The following is a 19,236-nucleotide window of genomic DNA, read 5'->3' on the forward strand; positions in this document are numbered from 1 at the left end:
GTATCCCAAACAAAAGCGAATGAAAGCAGAGGTAAGTATTATTATGGGATCCACCTCAGATATGCCGGTGATGCAGGAAGCGGCAGTGATCCTGGATCAGTTCAATATTCCTTTTGAGATCAATGCACTATCAGCGCACCGGGTTCCCGAGCAAGTGATGGAATTTGCCAGGAACGCATCCGGGAGAGGAATAAAAGTGATTATTGCAGGTGCAGGAGGCGCCGCCCATTTGCCGGGAGTAGTGGCTGCATTGACGCCTTGTCCTGTCATCGGAGTACCCTGCCGGTCCTCCATTTCCATTGACGGGTGGGATTCGCTTCTTTCCATTGTGCAGATGCCTCCGGGAATTCCAGTGGCTACGGTAGGACTTGACGGGGCTCAGAATGCAGGCATCCTGGCCGTGCAGATGCTGGCCACGGGCAGGGATGACCTGCGTGCGGAGATTAAAAAATTCAAGGAAACACTCAAGGGCAAGATTCTGAAGGCCAATGAAGAATTAAAATCGCACACCTTCAGAAACCGGGTGGGCTGAACCGCAATTGCGGAGCATATGCGCATTAATGCCCTCATTCTTTCACTTCTAATCTCCTGTGCTGTTTATCCGGGCGGAGATCTTCATACAGGAGGCGGCCGGTCTGCTGCCATAGGCGGCGCGGGCGTAGCTCTCAGTGATCTGTGGAGTTCAGAACATAACCAGGGAGCATTGGGTCTGCTCACCAAAGGAGGATTCGGCATTCGCTATACCAATTACTTTCTGCTCAAAGAAACAGCAACCTATGGGTTTTGCGGCGTTCTGCCCGTGAAACAAGGTGTATTCGCGCTGAATATTTCACGCATTGGATACACTTTATACGGCGAACTAACAGGTGGTCTGAGTTATGCAAAGTCGTTCGGCAAAAAATTTTCTGCCGGTATGCGGCTCAACTATCTGCAGATTACTCAAGGTGAAAATTATGGGATAAGGCATCAGGTTACCGGTGAGGTGGGTGTATTAGCTATCTTGAATGAGCATTTTATTTTCGGAGCACACCTGGCCAATCCTACAAGGGCCTCCCTTCACACATGGCAAAACGAAAAAATACCCTCCGTTCTTTCCGTAGGTCTCACCTACAGAATGTCTGATAAAGCACTGGCCACGGCGGAAGTGGAGAAGAACTCCTACCATCCCGCCGATGTGCGGTTCGGTCTGGAATATAAACCGATGAAAGAAATAGCGCTTCGTGCCGGTTTTTCCACCTACCCTTACCATGTTACTTTCGGTACAGGCATTCATCTTTCGTCGTTTTCTGTTGATGCCGGGGGAGCCTGGCATCCGGTGCTGGGTTTTACACCTCATCTTTCCATGCAATATCATTTCCGGTGAGAACCTGCTTGCTGTTTCTCTTTCTTCTTCCTGCAGTACTTTCACCGGCGCAGGATACCATCCCGCAACGGATTGAATTTCTTCTGGAACTACTCAGCGAACAGAATGGGAATGAAGAAGAAGATTATTCCTCACTTATCCAGTTGCTCACAGGTTACCAGACGGAACCCCTGGATCTGAATTATGCCACCGACGAGGAACTGGAAGATCTGCAACTGATCAATTCCCTGCAGATCCAGATGCTTCGTGCCCATATTGCTAAACACGGACGATTATTATCTGTCTATGAGTTGCAATCCATAGACGGGTGGGATGAAATGACCATTCATGCCCTGCTGCCTTTCATTACTACAGGGGAGAATATAAACCGCCCTTCATACACCCCCCGGGCGGTGCTATACGATGGCAAACACGAGTTCATCCTACGGGGAAGCCGGGTACTTGAAAAACAGAAAGGATTCTCGCCGGTCGATTCACTGGATCTTGCCGGCTCCCTGAATTCCCGTTACGCGGGCGATCCGTACAAACTATATGCACGGTACCGTTTTACATTTTCGAACCGGGTGAGTGCGGGTATCACAGGTGAAAAAGACCCGGGCGAAGTTTTCCTTCCCGGTTACGGACCGGATTATGCCTTCTACCGCGACAGTCTGAAGCATTTTTCTCACCGCGGTTTCGATTTTTACTCCGCGCATTTCTTCTTCAGAACTTCCGGCTGGTTGCGGGCACTGGCTGCAGGAGATTTTCAGGCAGGATTTGGACAGGGGCTGGTAGCATGGTCCGGAATGGCGTATGGTAAAAACCCTGACGGCATCAGCGTACGTCGCAACGCCGCCGGCCTGAAGCCCCACACGGGAACTGACGAAAATCTGTTTCTCAGAGGTGCAGGGGTCACACTGGGACACGGTCCCCTGGAGCTGACCACTTTCATTTCCTCCAAAAAGGTTGACGCGAATATTGTTGCGGATACAAGTATGTCGGCAGATAATTTTTCTTTCTCTTCCCTCCAGACAAGTGGTTACCACAGTACATTATCGGAACTATCGGACCGGAAGGTACTTCGCCAGACAGTTTTCGGAGGAAATCTCCGGTATTCAGGAAAGAAGCTTAAAACAGGTATCACAGGGGTCAGTACCTCCTATGATCTCCCTTCCGGCCGGGAACTTGCACTGTATAATCAGTACACTTTTAACGGCTCACAAACCTGGAGTGCCGGGGCAGATTATTCCTGGGTGCACCGCAATATGAATTTCTTCGGAGAGATGGCAACAAACGAGAGCGGCGGGTTTGCCATGGTCCACGGGATGCTTGCCGTTGCCGATCCGCGTTTTTCCTTTTCAGCAGTTTACCGGCATTATTCCCGCGGATATCATTCTGTTTTTTCAAATCCTGTGTCGGAGAGCAGTACAGCGGCCAACGAATCCGGTGTTTATCTGGGGGTGAACATTCGTTTACGAAAAGATCTGAGTCTGAGTGGTTACTACGACCAATTCCGTTTCCCTTGGCTAAAATACCAGGTGAGTGCCCCGTCCGCCGGTTATGAAATCACCGCGCAATTCAGCTGGCAACCCATAAAAAAGACAGAATTATATATTCGTTTCCGCCACAGGGAAACGGAGAAGGACGAATCATCGGGAACGCTGGACGCCCCGGAACGACATCAACAAGAGAATATCCGTATGAATCTTGTTCACATGCTGAGCCGCTCGCTGAGCATTAAAACACGTATTGAATTCATACGGCTGCTGTCCGCATCCCGGGCCTTATCAGAGAACGGATTTGTGATCGCGCAGGATGTTTTATGGAAGCCCATTGGAAGCAGGTGGTCGGTTGCCGCCCGATACGCCCTTTTTGATACGGACAGTTACGACACCCGCGTATATATCTATGAAAATGACCTTCCCGGATCATTCTCCATTCCTGCCTTGTATGGAAACGGAAGCCGCACGTACCTGAATATTTCCTGCGATCTGAGCCGTTACATTGAAATCCTCGGACGTTTTTCCCAGACCTGGTATTCGGACCGGGAGATAATCAGTGAAGGAAGTCTGACCCAAATCAGCGGTAACACGAAATCTGAAGCGCGACTGATGCTCCGGGTGAAATGGTAAGCAGGAGAGTTTATGAACATCACTTCTCATATACGTGAAACCGTAAAAATTGCCGTTCCGATCTGCATCAGCAACTTCGGACATATGGCCGTTTCCGTTGCCGACACTGCTTTCGTAGGAAGGATCGGAAGTACAGAACAGGCAGCTATTTTGCTGGCGAACACTCCGTATATTCTGGCATTGGTATTCGGTATTGGCGTTTCCTACGGAATTACACCGCTGGCAGGAGAGGCGCATGTTAAACAAGATCACGCGCTCAATGCCTCACTGCTCAAAAACGGCATTATTCAGAATCTTCTGCTGGGGTGCTTGTTATTCGGCCTGCTGCTGGCTGCCTCACCACTCCTTCGTTACATGAACCAGCCGCCGGAGGTGGTAGACAAGGCGATTCCATTTCTCAATGTGCTGATGCTTTCACTCATTCCGTTGAGTGTGTTCTCCGCATGTAAGCAGTTTGCGGAAGGCCTCAGCGATACACGTATGGCCATGGTTATTACCGTTGTATCCAACCTTTTGAATATCGCATTGAATTATATTTTCATTTTCGGAAAACTCGGCATGCCCGCAATGGGAATGATGGGCTCAGCATGGGCAACCTTTACCTCGAGGGTGATCATGGCCGCATGGATGTACCTGTATGTTTACTATCACCCCTCGTACAGCATTTACGGGAAAGGGGGTCTATTCTCTCTTTCGCTTTCCTTAAAAATCTTCCGCCTGGGCGCAGGCACCGGCCTTCAGTGGCTTTTTGAGGTGGGCGCATTCAGCCTTGCCGCGGTAATGGTAGGATGGATCGGCGTAAAAGAGATGGCGGCGCACCAGATTGCACTTTCATGGGCGGCCATCTCGTATATGATCGCAAGCGGACTCAGCGCAGCGGCTTCCGTTCGGGTGGCCAACGGAGTAGGACTGAATGACACGCTCTTCAGCCGGCGCGCCGCATTTACTGCCTGGTATCTTGGCGTAGCGCTGATGGGTTGCGCCGCTCTTCTGTTCTTATTGGGCGGAAAAATGCTTGCTGCCATTCTCTCCCCTGACCCGGCCGTTACAGATCTGGCTGCTTCCCTCCTGGTGATCGCTGCTGTTTTCCAACTCTCCGACGGAAGTCAGGTCATTGGACTTGGCGCACTGCGTGCCGTGAAAGATGTTACAGTACCTACCGTAATCACACTGGTAGCATACTGGCTGATCGGTATTCCCTGCAGCTGGTGGATGGGAATTAAGTTGGGATGGGGCATCCACGGTATCTGGTACGGATTATCCATCGGGCTTACCCTGGCGGCCATTCTGCTGTTCTGGCGTTTTCACCATCTGACCGAAGGCGGAAAAGCGCAGCGGAACCAATAGGCAAAACTTATTTCTTCTGTCGTACTTTCAGCACCTGAATTACATCGTCCAGTCTCTTCCCTTTCGCCTGAAGTAAAATCAGGTAATGAAAAAGCAAGTCAGCTGCTTCATTCAAAAACAGCGCATCGTTGTTGTCCTTCGCTTCAATCACCAGCTCCGTTGCTTCCTCTCCTACCTTCTGGGCGATCTTGTTGATCCCCTTCGAGAAAAGGGATGCGGTATAGGAAGTGCTGTCAGTGCCGCTGCGCCGTGAAGCAATAACAGCTTCGAGCTGGAGTAGAAAATCAGGGGAAGTATTTACTTCCCGGAAGCAGGTGTCAGTACCGGTATGACAAACAGGACCCTGCGGTCTTACCTTTATCAGCAACGTATCCTGGTCGCAATCTTCGGTTAAGGATACCAGCTCCAGAAAATTTCCGCTTTCTTCCCCTTTCGTCCACAAGCGTTTTTTAGATCGAGAGTAGAAAGTTACCCGCTTGTCTGCTTTTGTCTTTTCCAGCGCTTCCTCATTCATGTAGCCCAGCATAAGAACCTTTCCGGTGCCGGCGTCCTGAATAATGGCCGGAATTAAGCCCCCTGTTTTTAAGAAGTCCATAGTGTGTAATTTAAACCGGACGAACCGGGATGTTCACGTCTGTTAAATATTTCTTGAGTTCAGCAATCTCTACTTCCCTGAAATGAAAAATACTGGCCGCAAGCGCAGCATCTGCACAACCTTCCCTGAAAACATTTTCAAAATCCCTGATCGTACCAGCCCCCCCGGACGCAATAACCGGAACAGGAACGGAATGGGAAACCATAGAGGTTAACGCCAGGTCAAAACCTTTTCTGGTTCCGTCTGCATCCATTGACGTAAGAAGTATTTCTCCCGCACCCCGGTTGCAGACTTCCCTCACCCAATCTCTTACACGGAGATCCGTACGCATGCGTCCTCCGTTCAGATAAACATACCAGTCATTCTCCTCCTTTTTTGCATCCACTGCCAGAACAACACATTGAGATCCGAACCGGGAAGCCAGCTCCGTCAGGAGCTCAGGGCGGCGCACGGCAGCGCTGTTCACAGATATTTTATCGGCACCACAAGCCAGCAGCGCGTGAACGTCATCAACCGATGTTACACCCCCACCCACTGTAAAAGGAATATTAACCACCTCCGCCACCCGCGAGACCAGTTCCGTCAGTGTTCTTCTCTTTTCGTTTGTTGCTGTGATATCCAGAAATATCAGTTCATCGGCACCTTCCTTCACATAACGGGCTCCCAACTCCACAGCGTCTCCCGCTTCCCGTAAATTCTCAAAGCTGACACCTTTGACGGTTTTACCGTCTTTGACATCCAGGCAGGGTATGATTCTTTTCGTTAACATGGTGCTTACTATTTTCAGCTATTTCCTTCACGTTTGAGTTGGCCTGTTGAAATCTTTCCTTCATACAACGCTTTCCCGATAATCACACCTGTACATCCGGCTTCCTCCAGTGTCCTGATATCTTCCAGGTCACGCACTCCCCCGCTGGCAATCAGTTTCATTTCCGGAAAGCGTTTCAGCAGGCTTCTGTAAAGGTCCAGAGAGGGTCCCTGCATCATCCCGTCTGCCGTAACATCCGTGCAGAAAAAACTAAGCACTCCGCTTTCCATGTACATTTCAATAAACGAATATACATCCAATGATGTATCCTCTGTCCATCCTTTCACCGCGATCCTGCCATTTTTCACATCTGCCCCAAACAGAAATTTCTCCTTCCCGAATCGAAGCAGCCAGTCTTTTACCTTTTTGGGGTCGCGAATAGCGAGAGAACCTATCCCCGCCCATGCCGCTCCCGCATCAAACACTTGCTTCAGAATACTGTCATCCGAAATACCACCGCTAAAATCAATTTTCAATCCGGTGCCGGAAGCTAATCGGCGCAGGACATCCAGATTCTTTACACTCCCGCTGCGGGCTCCGTCCAGATCAACCAGGTGAAGACGTTTTACTCCGGCTTTCTCAAACCGCAAGGCGATCTCCAGCGGGTCAGATGCGTAGACCTTTTTTCTCAAAAAATCTCCCTGCGTCAGGCGCACACACTCTCCGTTAATTATATCAATGGCCGGAATAAGATCTATCATAGCGCGAGAAAATTTTTCAGGATCAGTTCTCCGGCCCGCCCCGACCGCTCCGGGTGGAACTGAACTGCAAAAAAATTAGTACTGTGTACTGCAGAGGAATAGTTTATACCATACATTGTGGTTGCATCGGTGTGGCCGCACAATTCCATATAATATCCGTGCACGAAATAATAATATGCCATATCCGGAACGCCGGAGAACAGCGGACTTTTTCCGGGAACTTTTTGTGCTCTATTCCAACCGACCTGCGGCACCTTCAGATCACCCGAAAATTTAATCACCCGGGCCGGAATAATACCCAGACAGGCCGTATGGCCCTCTTCCGAAAATGTTCCCATCAGTTGCATACCCAGACAAATTCCCAGCACCGGTTGCCGTAGAGAAACAATCACTTTGTCCAGTCCCCGGGTCCTGAGATACTGCATCGCACCTGACGCTTCACCTACCCCCGGAAAAATTACTTTATCCGCACCACGGATCACGTCCGGGTCATCCGAAAGAACTGCTTCAGCGCCCAATCGCTTTAATGCGAACTGTACAGACTGTACATTTCCGGCATTGTATTTAATAATCACCGTCTTCATTATATCATTCCTTTCGTAGTAGGCAGTATTCCCCGGGTGTCGCGGGTAACCGCCATCTTTATTGCTTTTGCAAACGCTTTGAATATGGACTCTATCTTGTGATGCTCGTTGTCTCCTTCCGCTTTGATATTAAGATTGCACCGTGCCGCATCCGAAAATGATTTAAAGAAGTGATAGAACATTTCGGCAGGCATATCGCCCACCTTCTCCCGTTTGAATTCAGCCGACCATTCTATCCATGCTCTGCCTCCAAAGTCGATTGCCACCGAGGAGAGGCAATCATCCATCGGGAGATAAAACCCGTAGCGTTCTATTCCCCGTTTGTTACCCAATGCCTGCGCAAAGGCTTCACCCAGCGCGATGCCGGTATCTTCAATCGTGTGATGTTCATCAATGTGCAAATCACCTTTTGCGGTAATACTGAGATCCAGTCCTCCATGACGGGCCAGCTGATCCAGCATGTGGTCAAAGAAATTCAAGCCGGTATCGATAGCTGAAATGCCCGACCCCGATAGATTAAGTGCAACACGGATTTTTGTTTCGTTCGTATTTCTCTCGTGTACAACCGTACGGCACACCCGCACCAGGTAATGATAAATCTCCTGCCAGTTACCTGCCACAAGATCAATCTTACTTTCCCATCCCGACGGATCATCATAATTGCGGATCAGCACGGCACGACTGCCCAGGTTCACCGCCAGTTTAACATCCGTGATCCGGTCGCCGATCACTACAGAAGATGCAAGATCATAATCGCCGGATAAATATTTTTTCAGCATTCCGGTGTTGGGTTTCCGGGTGGGAAGATTCTCCTTCTCAAAGGATTTGTCCACACAAACTTCAGAAAAACGGATACCCTCTCTTTCCAGTGCTCTCATCATTTTCCCCTGCACAAGGTCAAACGCTTCCTGCGGATAAGCGGCGGTTCCGAGGCCATCCTGATTGGTCACCATGACCAGTTCGAAATCGAGTTCGCGGCATATCTTTCCCAGCCAGGTGAAAACTCCCGGAATAAATTCCAGCTTATCCAGGCTGTCAATCTGAAAGTTATCCGGAGGTTCCCATATCAGTGTTCCATCGCGGTCAATAAATAAAATCTTTTTCATCGTTATGTTGTAAGCGTTAATGTGTTGAGTAAGTTCAGCAGGATGGTGTTTTGCTCCATCGTTCCTATTGTTATTCTGAGGCATCCCTCACATAATGGCACATCCGACCTGTCACGCACCACCACACCAGCCCGGAGAAGCGAAGCGTATATTTTTTTTGGATCCCTCACCTTCACCAGTAGAAAGTTCGCATCCGAGGGGTAAACTTTTTCCACGAGCTTGCATTGTTCAAGAGCTGCCGCCAGTAATTTCCTGTTGGTGATGATGATCCTGACCGCATTGTCCGTCCATGTTTCATTTGCAAGTGCATTCAGTGCCGCTTTCTGGGTAAGGGTACTGATGTTGTAGGGAGGTTTAACTGCGTTGAAATACCTGATCACCTGCCTGCTGGCAACAGCAATACCTAAGCGAATTCCGGCCATACCCATCGCTTTAGAGAATGTTTGCAGTACAACCAAATTAGGGTACTTCTCAATGAGTCCGGTCAGCGACGGCTGGCCGGAAAAGTGAACATATGCCTCATCCACCACCACTATACCCGGAAAAGTGTCAAGCACACGCAGAATCTGTTCAGCCGGAAAACAGTTTCCGCTGGGATTATTCGGAGAACAAATGAATACGAGTTTCAATTGCCTCTGATCCTTCATACGGGAAAAGTCTTTTTCCGGAAACGTAAAATCAGGACCCAAGGGCAGATTTACAATTTCCACACCATTAATGGAAGCTGCTACGGCATACATCCCATACGTTGGCGGAAAAAGCAGCACTTTATCCGTACCCGGATCACAGAAAATGCGAAAAAGAAGATCAATGGCTTCATCTGACCCATTTCCCAGGAAGAGCTGAGAAGGGCTAACGTTCAGCCGTTTTGCGAGCGCGTTTTTAAGTTTCCGCTGAAACGGGTCGGGATAACGGTTCATCCCTTTTTCTTCAGGGTCACCGAGGCAGTTTTCATTGGCATCCAGGAAAACCGAAGCCTCACCGTTAAACTCATCCCTTGCGGAAGAATACGGCCTGAGTTGCCTTATGTTTTCCCGAACCAGCAGGTCTATATTCATTTCATTTCCTTTTTGCTTCCTTTTAGCCGGATTCGTACGGCCTCCGCATGCGCTTCAAGTCCTTCCGCCCGTGCCATAGTGATAACGGAAGGACCCAGGCGAACGAGGCCGGCCTGACTCACTTCCTGAAAAGTAATCTTCTTCACAAAACTGTCTACCGACACCCCTGACCATGCCCGGGCGTATCCGTTCGTGGGAAGAGTATGATTCGGACCCGTTGCATAATCGCCAAGACTTTCACAGGAATAATTTCCAATAAATACAGAGCCGGCATTACAAACTCCGGAAGCATACATCTTTGCTTTCCTGCATGCCAGTATCAGGTGCTCCGGAGCATAATCATTTATCCAGTTCATTCCCTCCCGCATACTCCGGACCAGGATGGCCCTGCTTTCGGCTAGTGAGCGACGCGCAGTGGATGCTCTCGGTAAATTCTTCAACTGAGCTTCCAGTTCCCTGTTAACCTGTTCGGCAAAACGACGATTATCCGTAACCAATATTACCTGTGAATCAGGACCATGTTCGGCCTGTGACAAAAGATCTGCTGCTACAAAAGAAGCATTCGCGGAAGTATCTGCCAACACTGCCACTTCCGAAGGACCAGCGGGCATATCAACAGCTATCCCTTCCGAGAGCACCCTCTGCTTTGCAAGCGTTACATAGCGGTTCCCCGGCCCGAATATTTTGTCGCAGGGGCGAATGGTCTCGGTTCCATAGGCCATAGCCGCCACTGCCTGAGCGCCACCGCAGCGGACAATTTTTCTTACACCAGCCTTCGCCGCAGCGTACAGAATGGCCGGGTGTATACTTCCATCTTTACCCGGAGGAGTGAATATCACCACCTCCCGGCAACCCGCAAGCCGTGCAGGAATTCCCAGCATGAGTACCGTTGAGAACAAAGGAGCAGTTCCCCCGGGAATGTATAAACCGACTCTTGTTACAGGAACCGATTTCCTCCATGCTTTTACGCCGGGCATAATCATTACCGCTTTTTCCTTTTCACACTGCGACTTGTGAAAACGGCTAATATTTTTTGCTGCAAGATCGATCGCTTTTTTCAAATCCGGATCAAGTTTCACTGTACCCGCTCCCGGTACCCGTATTTCCAGCTCATGGGGAAAATATCCGTCCAGTTCCAACGTGAGCTCACGCAACGCCTTATCACCCTCCGCTCTCACCCGGCGCAGAATTTCGTTAACGCTTTCACGCACCGGTTCCGCGCCCAAAGAAGGTCGTAAAAGCGAAGCGCGCTTTTCCTCCCTGCTCATACTATTCCACTCGAATGTTCTTAGCATTTTCCTTTGTTTTCAGGTAGTGATTTCATATGATCATTTTCTCTATAGGAACAACGAGGATACCCTGTGCGCCATTTTTCTTCAGCAGTTCAATGATTTCCCAAAAATCATCCTCCTTAACCACACTGTGCACAGAGCTCCAGCCCTTCCGGTGCAACGGAAGAATCGTAGGGCTTTTCATGCCGGGAAGAATCGAGCAGATTTTATCCAGCTTTTTATCCGGCACATTCAGCAGAATATACTTGTTGTTCCCGGCCTGGCGGAGTGCATTGATCCGGAACAGGAGGCGGGAAAGCAGTACCCTTTTCTCCTTTCCCAGTGATTTACCCGCCACCAGCATCGCCTGTGACTTCATTACCGTTTCCACCTCCTTCAGGCCGTTTGAAAAAAGCGTACTGCCTGAACTTACAAGATCACAGATCGCATCCGATAATCCGATCCCGGGAGCAATCTCCACAGATCCGCTGATTGTATGAATGTCTGCCCGCACTCTTTTTCGTTTCAAAAAATCGCTCAGCAGATCCGGATAACTGGTTGCAATCCTTTTGCCGTTAATACTCTGTATTCCTTTCCAGTCCATTTCCTTCGGTACCGCAAGCGAGAGGCGGCATCTGCCGAATCCCAGAGGAAGTACGTTTTCCACCCGCCTTTTCTTCTCTTCCAGCACATTTTCGCCGACGATTCCAATATCGGCCACCCCGTCCTGCACATACTGAGGGATATCATCGTCGCGGAAGAAGTACACTTCCAAAGGGAAGTTATGAGCCTCTGCCTTTAGTTTATTCATTCCATTATTGATCACGATGCCACATTCACGGAGCATCCGGAGGGAGTCGTCGAATAAACGACCTGATTTCTGTACTGCGATCTTAAGTTTTGTCATACGAACAAGTGTTAAATAAAAAAGGGCTTACCACTGGTAAGCCCTGTATCATTTTGCACAATACCCTGCGGCCTACCCTTTCGGATAAGAAGCGTGATGGTGATTGTGGAATTGGTTATTCATCCGGCGGCAAATATATGAATATTTTTAAATACACGGTATCTTTGCCAAAATCATAAAAAATGAAAAAATCGCTCTATGTCATTCTGGCTGCTATTGGCCTGGGATTCACCGGAAGTAAGGAAGCCTATAAATTCTTTGATCAGGCGGGTAAGGAAAGTAAATATGAGGCGGTGCTGAAAGCGGCAGCAGAAGCTGACATCGTTTTTTTCGGGGAGCTGCATGATAACCCCATCCATCACTGGTTGCAATATGAGCTGGCAAAAGATCTCCACGAACTAAAGAAAACGAATCTGCTGATGGGTGCGGAAATGCTTGAATCGGACGATCAGCTGGTAGTGAATGAGTACCTGACCGGAAAGATTTCCGAAAAAACCTTTAAAGATGAATGCAAATTATGGCCGAACCACAAAACAGATTACAAACCCCTTTTGGATTTTGCAAAAACATATAAACTACAATTCATCGCAACCAATATTCCCAGAAGGTATGCCAACCTGGTATACACCAAAGGACTCTCCGCGTTAGACAGCCTGGAACCCGGAGCGAAGCAGTGGATGGTGCCGCTTCCAATGAAATACAACGGCGATCTCAAATGCTATAAAGACATTGTGGCGAACGCAGGCGGGCATGGAGGAGATAACCTTCCCAAATCACAAGCGATCAAAGATGCCACCATGGCCCATTTCATTCTGAAAAACTGGTCAAAGGGAAAACTTTTCCTTCACTTCAACGGCAGCTATCATTCCAACTACCATGAAAGCATCTGCTGGTACCTGAAGCAGGAAAAGCCCGACCTTAAGATCGTGGTAATATCATCGGCAATGCAGAAGTCTCTCGCCGTTCTGGAGAAGGAAAATGAGAAACTGGGCGATTTTGTTCTGGTGACGCCTGAAAACATGACCCGTACCCATTGAAATGAAAAAAGAAAAAAACCGTTGCGCCTGGTGTCTCAGGGATCCGCTTTACATGGAGTACCATGATAAAGAATGGGGTCGTCCGGTGCATGACGACCGTATACTGTTTGAATTCCTGGTTTTGGAAAGCTTTCAGGCCGGACTAAGCTGGCTCACGGTTCTGAAGAAGCGGGAAAATTTCAGAAAAGCCTTCAGCGGCTTTGATCCGAAGAAAGTAGCCAGATATGATGCGAAGAAAAAAACAAGGCTCCTGCAGGATGCAGGCATTATCCGGAACCGGCTCAAAATAGAGGCAGCGGTGAACAATGCTGCCCGTTTCCTTGAAGTGCAGAAGGAATTCGGGAGCTTTGATAAATACATATGGCAATTCACGGGAGGAAAAACACAGAAGAATCACTTCCGTAAACTCAGTGAGATTCCCGCCTCCACCACCCTATCTGATGCAATGAGTAAGGACATGGGAAGGCGGGGTTTTAAGTTCCGCGGCAGCACCATTTGCTATGCATTTATGCAGGCCGTAGGAATTGTTGATGACCATCTGCTGAGCTGCTATCGCAGAAATCGCTGATTTCCTGTATTTTAAGGTTTCAACAATCTTCTTATTCTGTAGAAAACCAATTGTGGGAGGCAGGGAGTTGACCTATCTTTGTGCCCGCAAAAAAAACTAATCAAAAACCATCCAATGAAACATTTCTTTACACTTATGTTCTTGACCGCCGGACTGTTTGTTGCAGCTCAGGATGCACGACAAAATCCGGTATCCGTTCCTGCAGGCCAGGTGACCAGCAAAAACGCTTCCACGCTGGCGAAATTCAATCCGGCACACGTTCCCACCGCAGCTACCTGCGATACCCTGAACTGGCCGATTGCCCCCAGCTGGCTCCCGCCGGTGAATTATTATACCGGCAACTTTGCGGATGGGTGGATCAACGGACCCAACCTGTATGCCGATAAAGAAAAGGCGCAACTGTTCAATGCTTCCACCAGCACGTTTACCAAACTGCACGGGTTCTTCCTTCAGTTCGGAAGAGCATGGTCAGCCAACCCTTCCAAAATTGTTACTTTCCGCGTTTACGACGGAACAGGAAGTGTGGTAGGTGCTCAGATAGCTACAGCTACACGCACAATGGGTCAAATCATGTATGATGTACAGAACAACTACTACACGGAGGTGGAATTTCAGACCGCTGTGAATCTTCCCGCATCAAAAATGTTTTTTATCAGTGTAGATCTGACAGGACTCACCTGGTCTTCACTTCCCAAGGACACTCTTTCCATTGTAAGTAACAGCACGCCCAATACCTCACCTTCCATGGTGTGGGAAAAGCAGAGCGACAATTCCTGGTACAGGTATAACACACCGAATAGCTGGGCACTGGACATTTCACTCTTTATATTCCCATACATTACCAGTCAGCAAACCCTGGTGGGCTTCACTCCCAATCCCATTCCAAACACCTGCACGGGGTCGTATGTGAACTATGATGCTGCACCTTCCCTGCCCTATTCCCAGCTTCTATGGAACTTTCAGGGCGGAACTCCAACCAGCGCCACCACACAAACCGCCAGTATTCAGTACAATACGGCAGGAACTTATACCACAAAATTGTATGTACTTGGAGGCGGATGTCCTACACTGGATTCCATGCAGGCCAGTATTCTGGTACAACAAACCCCAACCATCACCATTAATCCTCCAACTACTACGATTTGTATTAACACCACCACCCAACTTACAGCAGGAGGAGGAAACAGTTATGCCTGGGCTCCTGCCAGTTCACTCAGCGCCACAACCGGGCTTTCGGTAAATGCCAGCCCGACTATTACCACTACTTATACAGTAACAGGAACCAGTTCGAACGGATGCACGGCAACAGGAACCTCTCTGGTGAATGTAACACCCCTGCCCGTGGCTTCTGTTACCACAACCACAACAACAATCTGCGACGGAGGGTCGGTTACTTTCAATGCCAGCGGCAGTATGAACGTAACTACTTACGCCTGGACATTCACCGGCGGAAGTCCTTCGAGCTCAACGCAGCAGGTACCTACTATCACCTACCCCACGCCCGGAACATATACTGCTACACTAAGTGCTTCAAATTCCTGCGGAACAGATAATTCATTTTCTGTGGTCATTAACGTTCAGAACTGTACCAACGTGGAGGAGATGCTTTCGGAAGAGGCCGGCATTCACTATGATGTAAATACCGGTAACATTCTTCTGAATAACGGAACGAACGGATTTGAAGGAAGGATCACTTTGCTTTTCATGAATGCTTCCGGACAAGTTGTTTTCAATGGAGTATTCGACATCACTCCCGGAGCTCAAATCACCATTCCGGCCTCTCACCTGGCGAATGGAGTTTACTTTACCGAGATTCGTGCAGAAAGCACTTCTGTGTTCAAGAAGTTTGTGAAATAAACTGGGAACAGTCAATAAAAAAACCTCTCCCGGCCGGAGAGGTTTTTTTATTGCTCTATCCTACGGGAAATATCTTCCCATTCCTCCATGAGTTGACTGACCTTGCTCTTAGTCTGCTCGTAGCGGGCATACATCTCCTTATTCTCCATCACTTCCTGATACGTTGAGGCATCGGAAAGCTTTTGCTCAGTATCCCGGATAAATGCCTCGGACTGCGCTATTTCCTCCTCCAGTTTCTTTAATCTGGATTTCAATTGTTTCTCTTCCTTTTCATTGCCGGTTTCCGCCACTTCCTTTTTGGGTGCCGGAGCTTTCCGGATCACTGACTGCTGCAATTCCAGATCTTTTAATGACTGGATTTTCCGGGATGAAATGTACTCATTTACATCACCGATGTATTGCTGAACACGTCCGCCTTTGAATTCAAATACCTTATTCGTGAGGCCTGTCAGAAAATCCCGGTCATGAGAAACAACAATCAGTGTTCCATCATAGTTCATCAGTGCATTCTTCAGTACTTCCTTTGAACGCATATCCAGGTGGTTGGTAGGTTCGTCGAGCACTAAACAGGAATAAGGCTCAAGTAAAAGTTTACACATAGCTAAGCGGCCCTTTTCCCCGCCCGAGAGCACCTTGACCTTTTTATCAATGTCATCTCCCCCAAACAAGAAGGAGCCAAGCAGATTACGTACACCTCTGCGGGCATCGCCTACGGCCACTTCATCAATGGTGTCGAAGACCGTCTTATTTTCATCCAGAATTTCCGCTGCATTCTGTGCATAGTACCCGATGTTCACGCTGGAACCAATATTCAACTGTCCTTCTCCCCTATCCACCCCTGCGATCATTTTCACCATGGTCGATTTTCCTTCTCCGTTCCGTCCCACAAACGCTACCCGATCTCCTCTTTCAATCATAAAGTCCACCTTATCAAAAATAACGCGCGTTCCAAACGCTTTACGTGCACTGATCGCCTCTACCACATTCCGGCCGGAGCGGGGAGCCGGGGGAAACCGAAAGCGAATAGCAGTACTATCGTCAGTATCTATTTCAATTTCCTCGAGTTTGTCGAGCTTCTTGATCAGCGACTGAGCAAAAGATGCCTTATTGGCTTTCGCCCGGTATTTGTCGATCAGCGCCTCGGTTTTCTCGATGTATTTTTGTTGATTTTTAAAAGCGGATTCCTGCGTAGCCCTGCGCTCTTTTCTCAAAACAAGGTATTTGGAATAATTCGCCTTATAATCATGGATCTTTCCAAGCGAGATTTCAATGGTCCGGTTGGTCAGATTATCCAGAAACGCCTTATCGTGAGAAACCATGACTACGGCCCCGTAATAATCGCGTAGAAAATCCTCCAGCCATTGAATCGACTCGATGTCCAGATGGTTTGTAGGTTCATCCAGGAGTAAAAGATTCGGGCGCTGCAAAAGGAGTTTAGCAATCTCCACCCGCATTCTCCATCCGCCGCTGAACTCATCGGTGAGCCTGGTGAAATCCTCCCGTTCAAATCCAAGCCCGAGTAAGGTTTTTTCCACTTCCGCATCTTTAGAGTAAGCCCCGGCAATATTCAGACGCTCAGTGATCTCATGCAGTTCAGTGATGAGCGCCATGTAGGCATCCGATTCATAATCGGTTCGGGTGGTCAGCTGTTCATTGATATATTTTTCCCGCTCCTCCATCTCTTGTATTTCCCTGAAAGCCGACATCGCCTCGTCGAACACCGTTTTGCCCAGATTGTGCTTCATATCCTGGGGAAGGTACCCGAAGGTGAATCCATTGGGCTTGGCTACTTCGCCGGAATCCGGTTTTTGGAGTCCGCAGAGGATCTTGAGCATGGTTGACTTTCCAGCTCCGTTTTTTCCCGCCAGACCAATGCGGTCGCGCTCATTAATGAGGAATGAAATATCCTCATACAATGGCACACCGCCGAACAGAACCGATACGTTGTTTACCGAAACCATAAAAACGGGGGCAAAAATACGCTATTTACCTTTAATTCGGTTCAGAATGGTAGCGATGCCCGCCATCCGGTCCGAACGCCAGTCGTTTTTCCGTATCTCCACGCTACCATCCGGCCGTGGAATTACTTTCATAGAGAACACAAAAGGAGCTCCGGGATCTGCCCAGCCGGACGTTTGTCCGAACCGGAGATCCGAAACCAGCAGTGTATCCGCAATGGTATCTACCTGATACCATCCCTTTGTAAACCGGATCAGTTTACTCACCTGCGGATCCCTGGTCCACGGATCCAGAAGTTGTGCCCGGGATGGGTGGAAGCAAAACTCCATTGGAAGATCGCTGTCAAACATAGACCGGTAGCCGACATAATAGCCCGAATCAGTACGCGCGAGCACACCATAGAGCAGCGAATTGAAGGGTGTGGTAAAAGCTTTTGTTTCTGAATATTTAATACCCTGTTGCTTCAGTTCCTCTCCTGCTCTGCGAAGTATCCATTGCTGGTGGATAAAGGTAAAAATCAGGTATGCAGTACTTAATATCAACCCCCTGCGGTTCCATTTTTCTCTTTGCTTTTCTTCTCTGTTGGACCACATCACCATGATGAGGCAGAATAAGAACGGCAAGGTGTACAGAGGATCAATAATGAATACACAATTCACATCCACTCTGTACTCGTGAAAGGGTAAGAACAAGGAGGTACCATACCCTGTAAGGGCATCCAGTAGCGGGTGGGTGAACACGGAAAGGAAAAATAACATGGTCCAGGATCGCCAGGAAATTTCCAACCGGCGATGCAGCCTGCCAACGAGCCCTCCCATTACCGGTGCAACCAGAAAGGCGAACAGAAGACTATGGGAGAAGCCCCTGTGCACGAACAAAGCATCCACCGGGTGAAAAAAGGGGTTCAGAAAAACATCCAGGTCCGGGATAGTGCCTCCGATAGCTCCCCACAAAAGAGCCTTATTGCCTGCTTTTCTTCCCAGCACCGCCTCTCCGCAGGCGGCACCCAGCACAATCTGTGTAAGAGAATCCACAGATGCAAAGGTACATCAGTACTGCCACATATCGTGCTCGAATTCGAACAACATCTGCCGGATTCGCTCGGCCTCCAGAACGGCGTCCATTCCCTTCATGTATTCCACAATAAAACGATCTGCTACGTTACTTTCCTTATGTATGTACGATGAAAATATTCGCTTGTGAAAGACCTCATCCAGACTGGGCATTCTTCCCGCGTTTCCGCGGTGAAAATACACCGGTTTTGTAGAGAATAATTCTCTGCATTCCGGAAACCATACCCAGAAAAGAGGCTGATAAGAACGGAATTCGCCTGTCTCCGGATCCTTTTTCTCGGCCAGCGGACATAATGCGATGATCCGGACATCCATCACACCTCGCTGCTTATCAAAAAACCATTCCTCTTTGATCCAGTACCTGGTTACGTCTGCCGAGGTAATACTTCTGAGCACGGGAACAGTATCCCATCCTGAGCCGTCCAAGCGAGGCGTGATCACAGAATCCAATTCGTCAACCAAAGCATTGAATTCAACTATGGTCAATGGGTACTGAAACTCATCGTCAATGGCCGGGCGGCCATAAGCAATGATCCGGCCGCTGCGGATTCCTTCTTTCAGCACGTCGAACAAACTCATCCGGCACTGCGAGGGTTCCAAGGGGTAGTAGAGCGGCTGGTTAATCTTTTCCCTTAGATCAATGGTTCTCCAGATTCTCTTCGACCACATTATATCGGCTTCACGCACAAACGCATATGGAATTGGAGGTTTGTAAGTTATATCCGCCGGCGGGCAGGGATCCGGCAGGATGATCGTGGGATTTTGCGCGGTAACGGCAGATCCCAGCAAGCAACTAAGCAACATCAGTTCATTCCTCATGCTCATCTGTTTGAAATGCAGATACCGCTGTGTAACGAAAAGTCTGGAAAAAGGTTTCCCTGCACGAGCGGG

18 protein-coding genes are annotated in these 19,236 nt (G+C 48.9%); 7 read left to right on the forward strand and 11 right to left on the reverse strand.

Annotated features, from left to right (window positions below; all coding sequences use genetic code 11):
- Nucleotides 1-19: 19 nt before the first annotated feature.
- Genes purE through IT233_00870 form a run of 4 tightly spaced genes read left to right on the forward strand, consistent with a single transcriptional unit; the run spans nt 20 to nt 4,821 of the window.
- Nucleotides 20-532 carry a 5-(carboxyamino)imidazole ribonucleotide mutase gene (gene purE / locus IT233_00855; GenBank protein MCC7301167.1) on the forward strand — a complete coding sequence of 171 codons (513 nt, stop codon included), beginning with the start codon at nt 20-22 and terminating at the stop codon, nt 530-532.
- Nucleotides 533-550: 18 nt separating this feature from the next.
- The gene (locus IT233_00860) at nt 551-1,363 is read left to right on the forward strand and encodes a hypothetical protein (protein MCC7301168.1); all 813 of its coding nucleotides are present in this window, start codon (nt 551-553) and stop codon (nt 1,361-1,363) included.
- Nucleotides 1,360-3,474, forward strand: a complete 2,115-nt coding sequence (locus IT233_00865; GenBank protein MCC7301169.1) for a hypothetical protein — start codon at nt 1,360-1,362, stop codon at nt 3,472-3,474. The genes IT233_00860 and IT233_00865 overlap by 4 nt, the downstream gene beginning before the upstream one ends.
- A gap of 12 nt (nt 3,475-3,486) precedes the next feature.
- Complete coding sequence (locus tag IT233_00870; GenBank protein MCC7301170.1) at nt 3,487-4,821, forward strand: MATE family efflux transporter; 1,335 nt, start codon at nt 3,487-3,489, stop codon at nt 4,819-4,821.
- A gap of 7 nt (nt 4,822-4,828) precedes the next feature.
- On the opposite strand, the gene IT233_00875 is transcribed toward IT233_00870, so the two are convergent.
- Genes IT233_00875 through IT233_00910 form a run of 8 tightly spaced genes read right to left on the reverse strand, consistent with a single transcriptional unit; the run spans nt 4,829 to nt 11,851 of the window.
- Nucleotides 4,829-5,416 (reverse strand): bifunctional phosphoribosyl-AMP cyclohydrolase/phosphoribosyl-ATP diphosphatase HisIE, encoded by a 588-nt coding sequence (locus IT233_00875; GenBank protein ID MCC7301171.1) that lies wholly within the window; start codon nt 5,414-5,416, stop codon nt 4,829-4,831.
- A 10-nt stretch (nt 5,417-5,426) separates the two neighbouring features.
- On the reverse strand, nt 5,427-6,185 hold the full coding sequence (gene hisF / locus IT233_00880) for an imidazole glycerol phosphate synthase subunit HisF (GenBank protein MCC7301172.1): 759 nt from the start codon (nt 6,183-6,185) through the stop codon (nt 5,427-5,429).
- Nucleotides 6,186-6,199: 14 nt separating this feature from the next.
- Nucleotides 6,200-6,925, reverse strand: a complete 726-nt coding sequence (gene hisA, locus IT233_00885) for a 1-(5-phosphoribosyl)-5-[(5-phosphoribosylamino)methylideneamino]imidazole-4-carboxamide isomerase (GenBank protein MCC7301173.1) — start codon at nt 6,923-6,925, stop codon at nt 6,200-6,202.
- Nucleotides 6,922-7,509, reverse strand: coding sequence for an imidazole glycerol phosphate synthase subunit HisH (gene hisH, locus IT233_00890; protein ID MCC7301174.1), 588 nt, complete (start codon nt 7,507-7,509; stop codon nt 6,922-6,924). The genes hisA and hisH overlap by 4 nt, the downstream gene beginning before the upstream one ends.
- Complete coding sequence (gene hisB, locus IT233_00895; GenBank protein MCC7301175.1) at nt 7,509-8,615, reverse strand: bifunctional histidinol-phosphatase/imidazoleglycerol-phosphate dehydratase HisB; 1,107 nt, start codon at nt 8,613-8,615, stop codon at nt 7,509-7,511. The genes hisH and hisB overlap by 1 nt, the downstream gene beginning before the upstream one ends.
- Nucleotides 8,616-8,617: 2 nt before the next feature.
- A complete protein-coding gene (gene hisC / locus IT233_00900; protein MCC7301176.1) occupies nt 8,618-9,673 on the reverse strand; it encodes a histidinol-phosphate transaminase in 1,056 nt (351 codons plus the stop codon).
- A complete protein-coding gene (gene hisD / locus IT233_00905; GenBank protein ID MCC7301177.1) occupies nt 9,670-10,968 on the reverse strand; it encodes a histidinol dehydrogenase in 1,299 nt (432 codons plus the stop codon). The genes hisC and hisD overlap by 4 nt, the downstream gene beginning before the upstream one ends.
- A gap of 25 nt (nt 10,969-10,993) precedes the next feature.
- Nucleotides 10,994-11,851 (reverse strand): ATP phosphoribosyltransferase, encoded by an 858-nt coding sequence (locus tag IT233_00910; GenBank protein MCC7301178.1) that lies wholly within the window; start codon nt 11,849-11,851, stop codon nt 10,994-10,996.
- A gap of 182 nt (nt 11,852-12,033) precedes the next feature.
- Between IT233_00910 and IT233_00915 the strand changes: the two genes are divergently transcribed.
- The 3 genes from IT233_00915 to IT233_00925 all read left to right on the forward strand — a co-directional run bounded on the left by IT233_00915 (nt 12,034) and on the right by IT233_00925 (nt 15,313).
- A complete protein-coding gene (locus IT233_00915; GenBank protein MCC7301179.1) occupies nt 12,034-12,888 on the forward strand; it encodes a ChaN family lipoprotein in 855 nt (284 codons plus the stop codon).
- Nucleotide 12,889: 1 nt separating this feature from the next.
- Nucleotides 12,890-13,456: a DNA-3-methyladenine glycosylase I gene (locus tag IT233_00920; GenBank protein ID MCC7301180.1), complete on the forward strand. Its 567-nt coding sequence runs from the start codon at nt 12,890-12,892 to the stop codon at nt 13,454-13,456.
- A gap of 114 nt (nt 13,457-13,570) precedes the next feature.
- The gene (locus IT233_00925; protein MCC7301181.1) at nt 13,571-15,313 is read left to right on the forward strand and encodes a PKD domain-containing protein; all 1,743 of its coding nucleotides are present in this window, start codon (nt 13,571-13,573) and stop codon (nt 15,311-15,313) included.
- Between the two features lie 47 nt (nt 15,314-15,360).
- On the opposite strand, the gene IT233_00930 is transcribed toward IT233_00925, so the two are convergent.
- Genes IT233_00930 through gldN form a run of 3 tightly spaced genes read right to left on the reverse strand, consistent with a single transcriptional unit; the run spans nt 15,361 to nt 19,164 of the window.
- Nucleotides 15,361-17,274, reverse strand: a complete 1,914-nt coding sequence (locus IT233_00930; GenBank protein ID MCC7301182.1) for an ABC-F family ATP-binding cassette domain-containing protein — start codon at nt 17,272-17,274, stop codon at nt 15,361-15,363.
- 21 nt (nt 17,275-17,295) lie between these two features.
- On the reverse strand, nt 17,296-18,306 hold the full coding sequence (locus IT233_00935; protein ID MCC7301183.1) for a metal-dependent hydrolase: 1,011 nt from the start codon (nt 18,304-18,306) through the stop codon (nt 17,296-17,298).
- Nucleotides 18,307-18,321: 15 nt separating this feature from the next.
- Nucleotides 18,322-19,164, reverse strand: coding sequence for a gliding motility protein GldN (gene gldN / locus IT233_00940; GenBank protein MCC7301184.1), 843 nt, complete (start codon nt 19,162-19,164; stop codon nt 18,322-18,324).
- Nucleotides 19,165-19,236: the final 72 nt, after the last annotated feature.

This window comes from Bacteroidia bacterium, from assembly GCA_020852255.1.
In the GTDB taxonomy this organism is placed as follows: Bacteria; Bacteroidota; Bacteroidia; order JADZBD01; family JADZBD01; genus JADZBD01.

What these genes read in the sequence shown, in the direction of transcription:
- purE (MCC7301167.1), top strand. Translation starts at nt 20, where the DNA reads ATGAAAGCAGAGGTAAGTATTATTATGGGATCCACCTCAGATATGCCG.
- IT233_00860 (MCC7301168.1), top strand. Translation starts at nt 551, where the DNA reads ATGCGCATTAATGCCCTCATTCTTTCACTTCTAATCTCCTGTGCTGTT.
- IT233_00870 (MCC7301170.1), top strand. Translation starts at nt 3,487, where the DNA reads ATGAACATCACTTCTCATATACGTGAAACCGTAAAAATTGCCGTTCCG.
- IT233_00875 (MCC7301171.1), bottom strand. Translation starts at nt 5,416, where the DNA reads ATGGACTTCTTAAAAACAGGGGGCTTAATTCCGGCCATTATTCAGGAC.
- hisF (MCC7301172.1), bottom strand. Translation starts at nt 6,185, where the DNA reads ATGTTAACGAAAAGAATCATACCCTGCCTGGATGTCAAAGACGGTAAA.
- hisA (MCC7301173.1), bottom strand. Translation starts at nt 6,925, where the DNA reads ATGATAGATCTTATTCCGGCCATTGATATAATTAACGGAGAGTGTGTG.
- hisH (MCC7301174.1), bottom strand. Translation starts at nt 7,509, where the DNA reads ATGAAGACGGTGATTATTAAATACAATGCCGGAAATGTACAGTCTGTA.
- hisB (MCC7301175.1), bottom strand. Translation starts at nt 8,615, where the DNA reads ATGAAAAAGATTTTATTTATTGACCGCGATGGAACACTGATATGGGAA.
- hisC (MCC7301176.1), bottom strand. Translation starts at nt 9,673, where the DNA reads ATGAATATAGACCTGCTGGTTCGGGAAAACATAAGGCAACTCAGGCCG.
- hisD (MCC7301177.1), bottom strand. Translation starts at nt 10,968, where the DNA reads ATGCTAAGAACATTCGAGTGGAATAGTATGAGCAGGGAGGAAAAGCGC.
- IT233_00910 (MCC7301178.1), bottom strand. Translation starts at nt 11,851, where the DNA reads ATGACAAAACTTAAGATCGCAGTACAGAAATCAGGTCGTTTATTCGAC.
- IT233_00915 (MCC7301179.1), top strand. Translation starts at nt 12,034, where the DNA reads ATGAAAAAATCGCTCTATGTCATTCTGGCTGCTATTGGCCTGGGATTC.
- IT233_00920 (MCC7301180.1), top strand. Translation starts at nt 12,890, where the DNA reads ATGAAAAAAGAAAAAAACCGTTGCGCCTGGTGTCTCAGGGATCCGCTT.
- IT233_00925 (MCC7301181.1), top strand. Translation starts at nt 13,571, where the DNA reads ATGAAACATTTCTTTACACTTATGTTCTTGACCGCCGGACTGTTTGTT.
- IT233_00930 (MCC7301182.1), bottom strand. Translation starts at nt 17,274, where the DNA reads ATGGTTTCGGTAAACAACGTATCGGTTCTGTTCGGCGGTGTGCCATTG.
- gldN (MCC7301184.1), bottom strand. Translation starts at nt 19,164, where the DNA reads ATGAGGAATGAACTGATGTTGCTTAGTTGCTTGCTGGGATCTGCCGTT.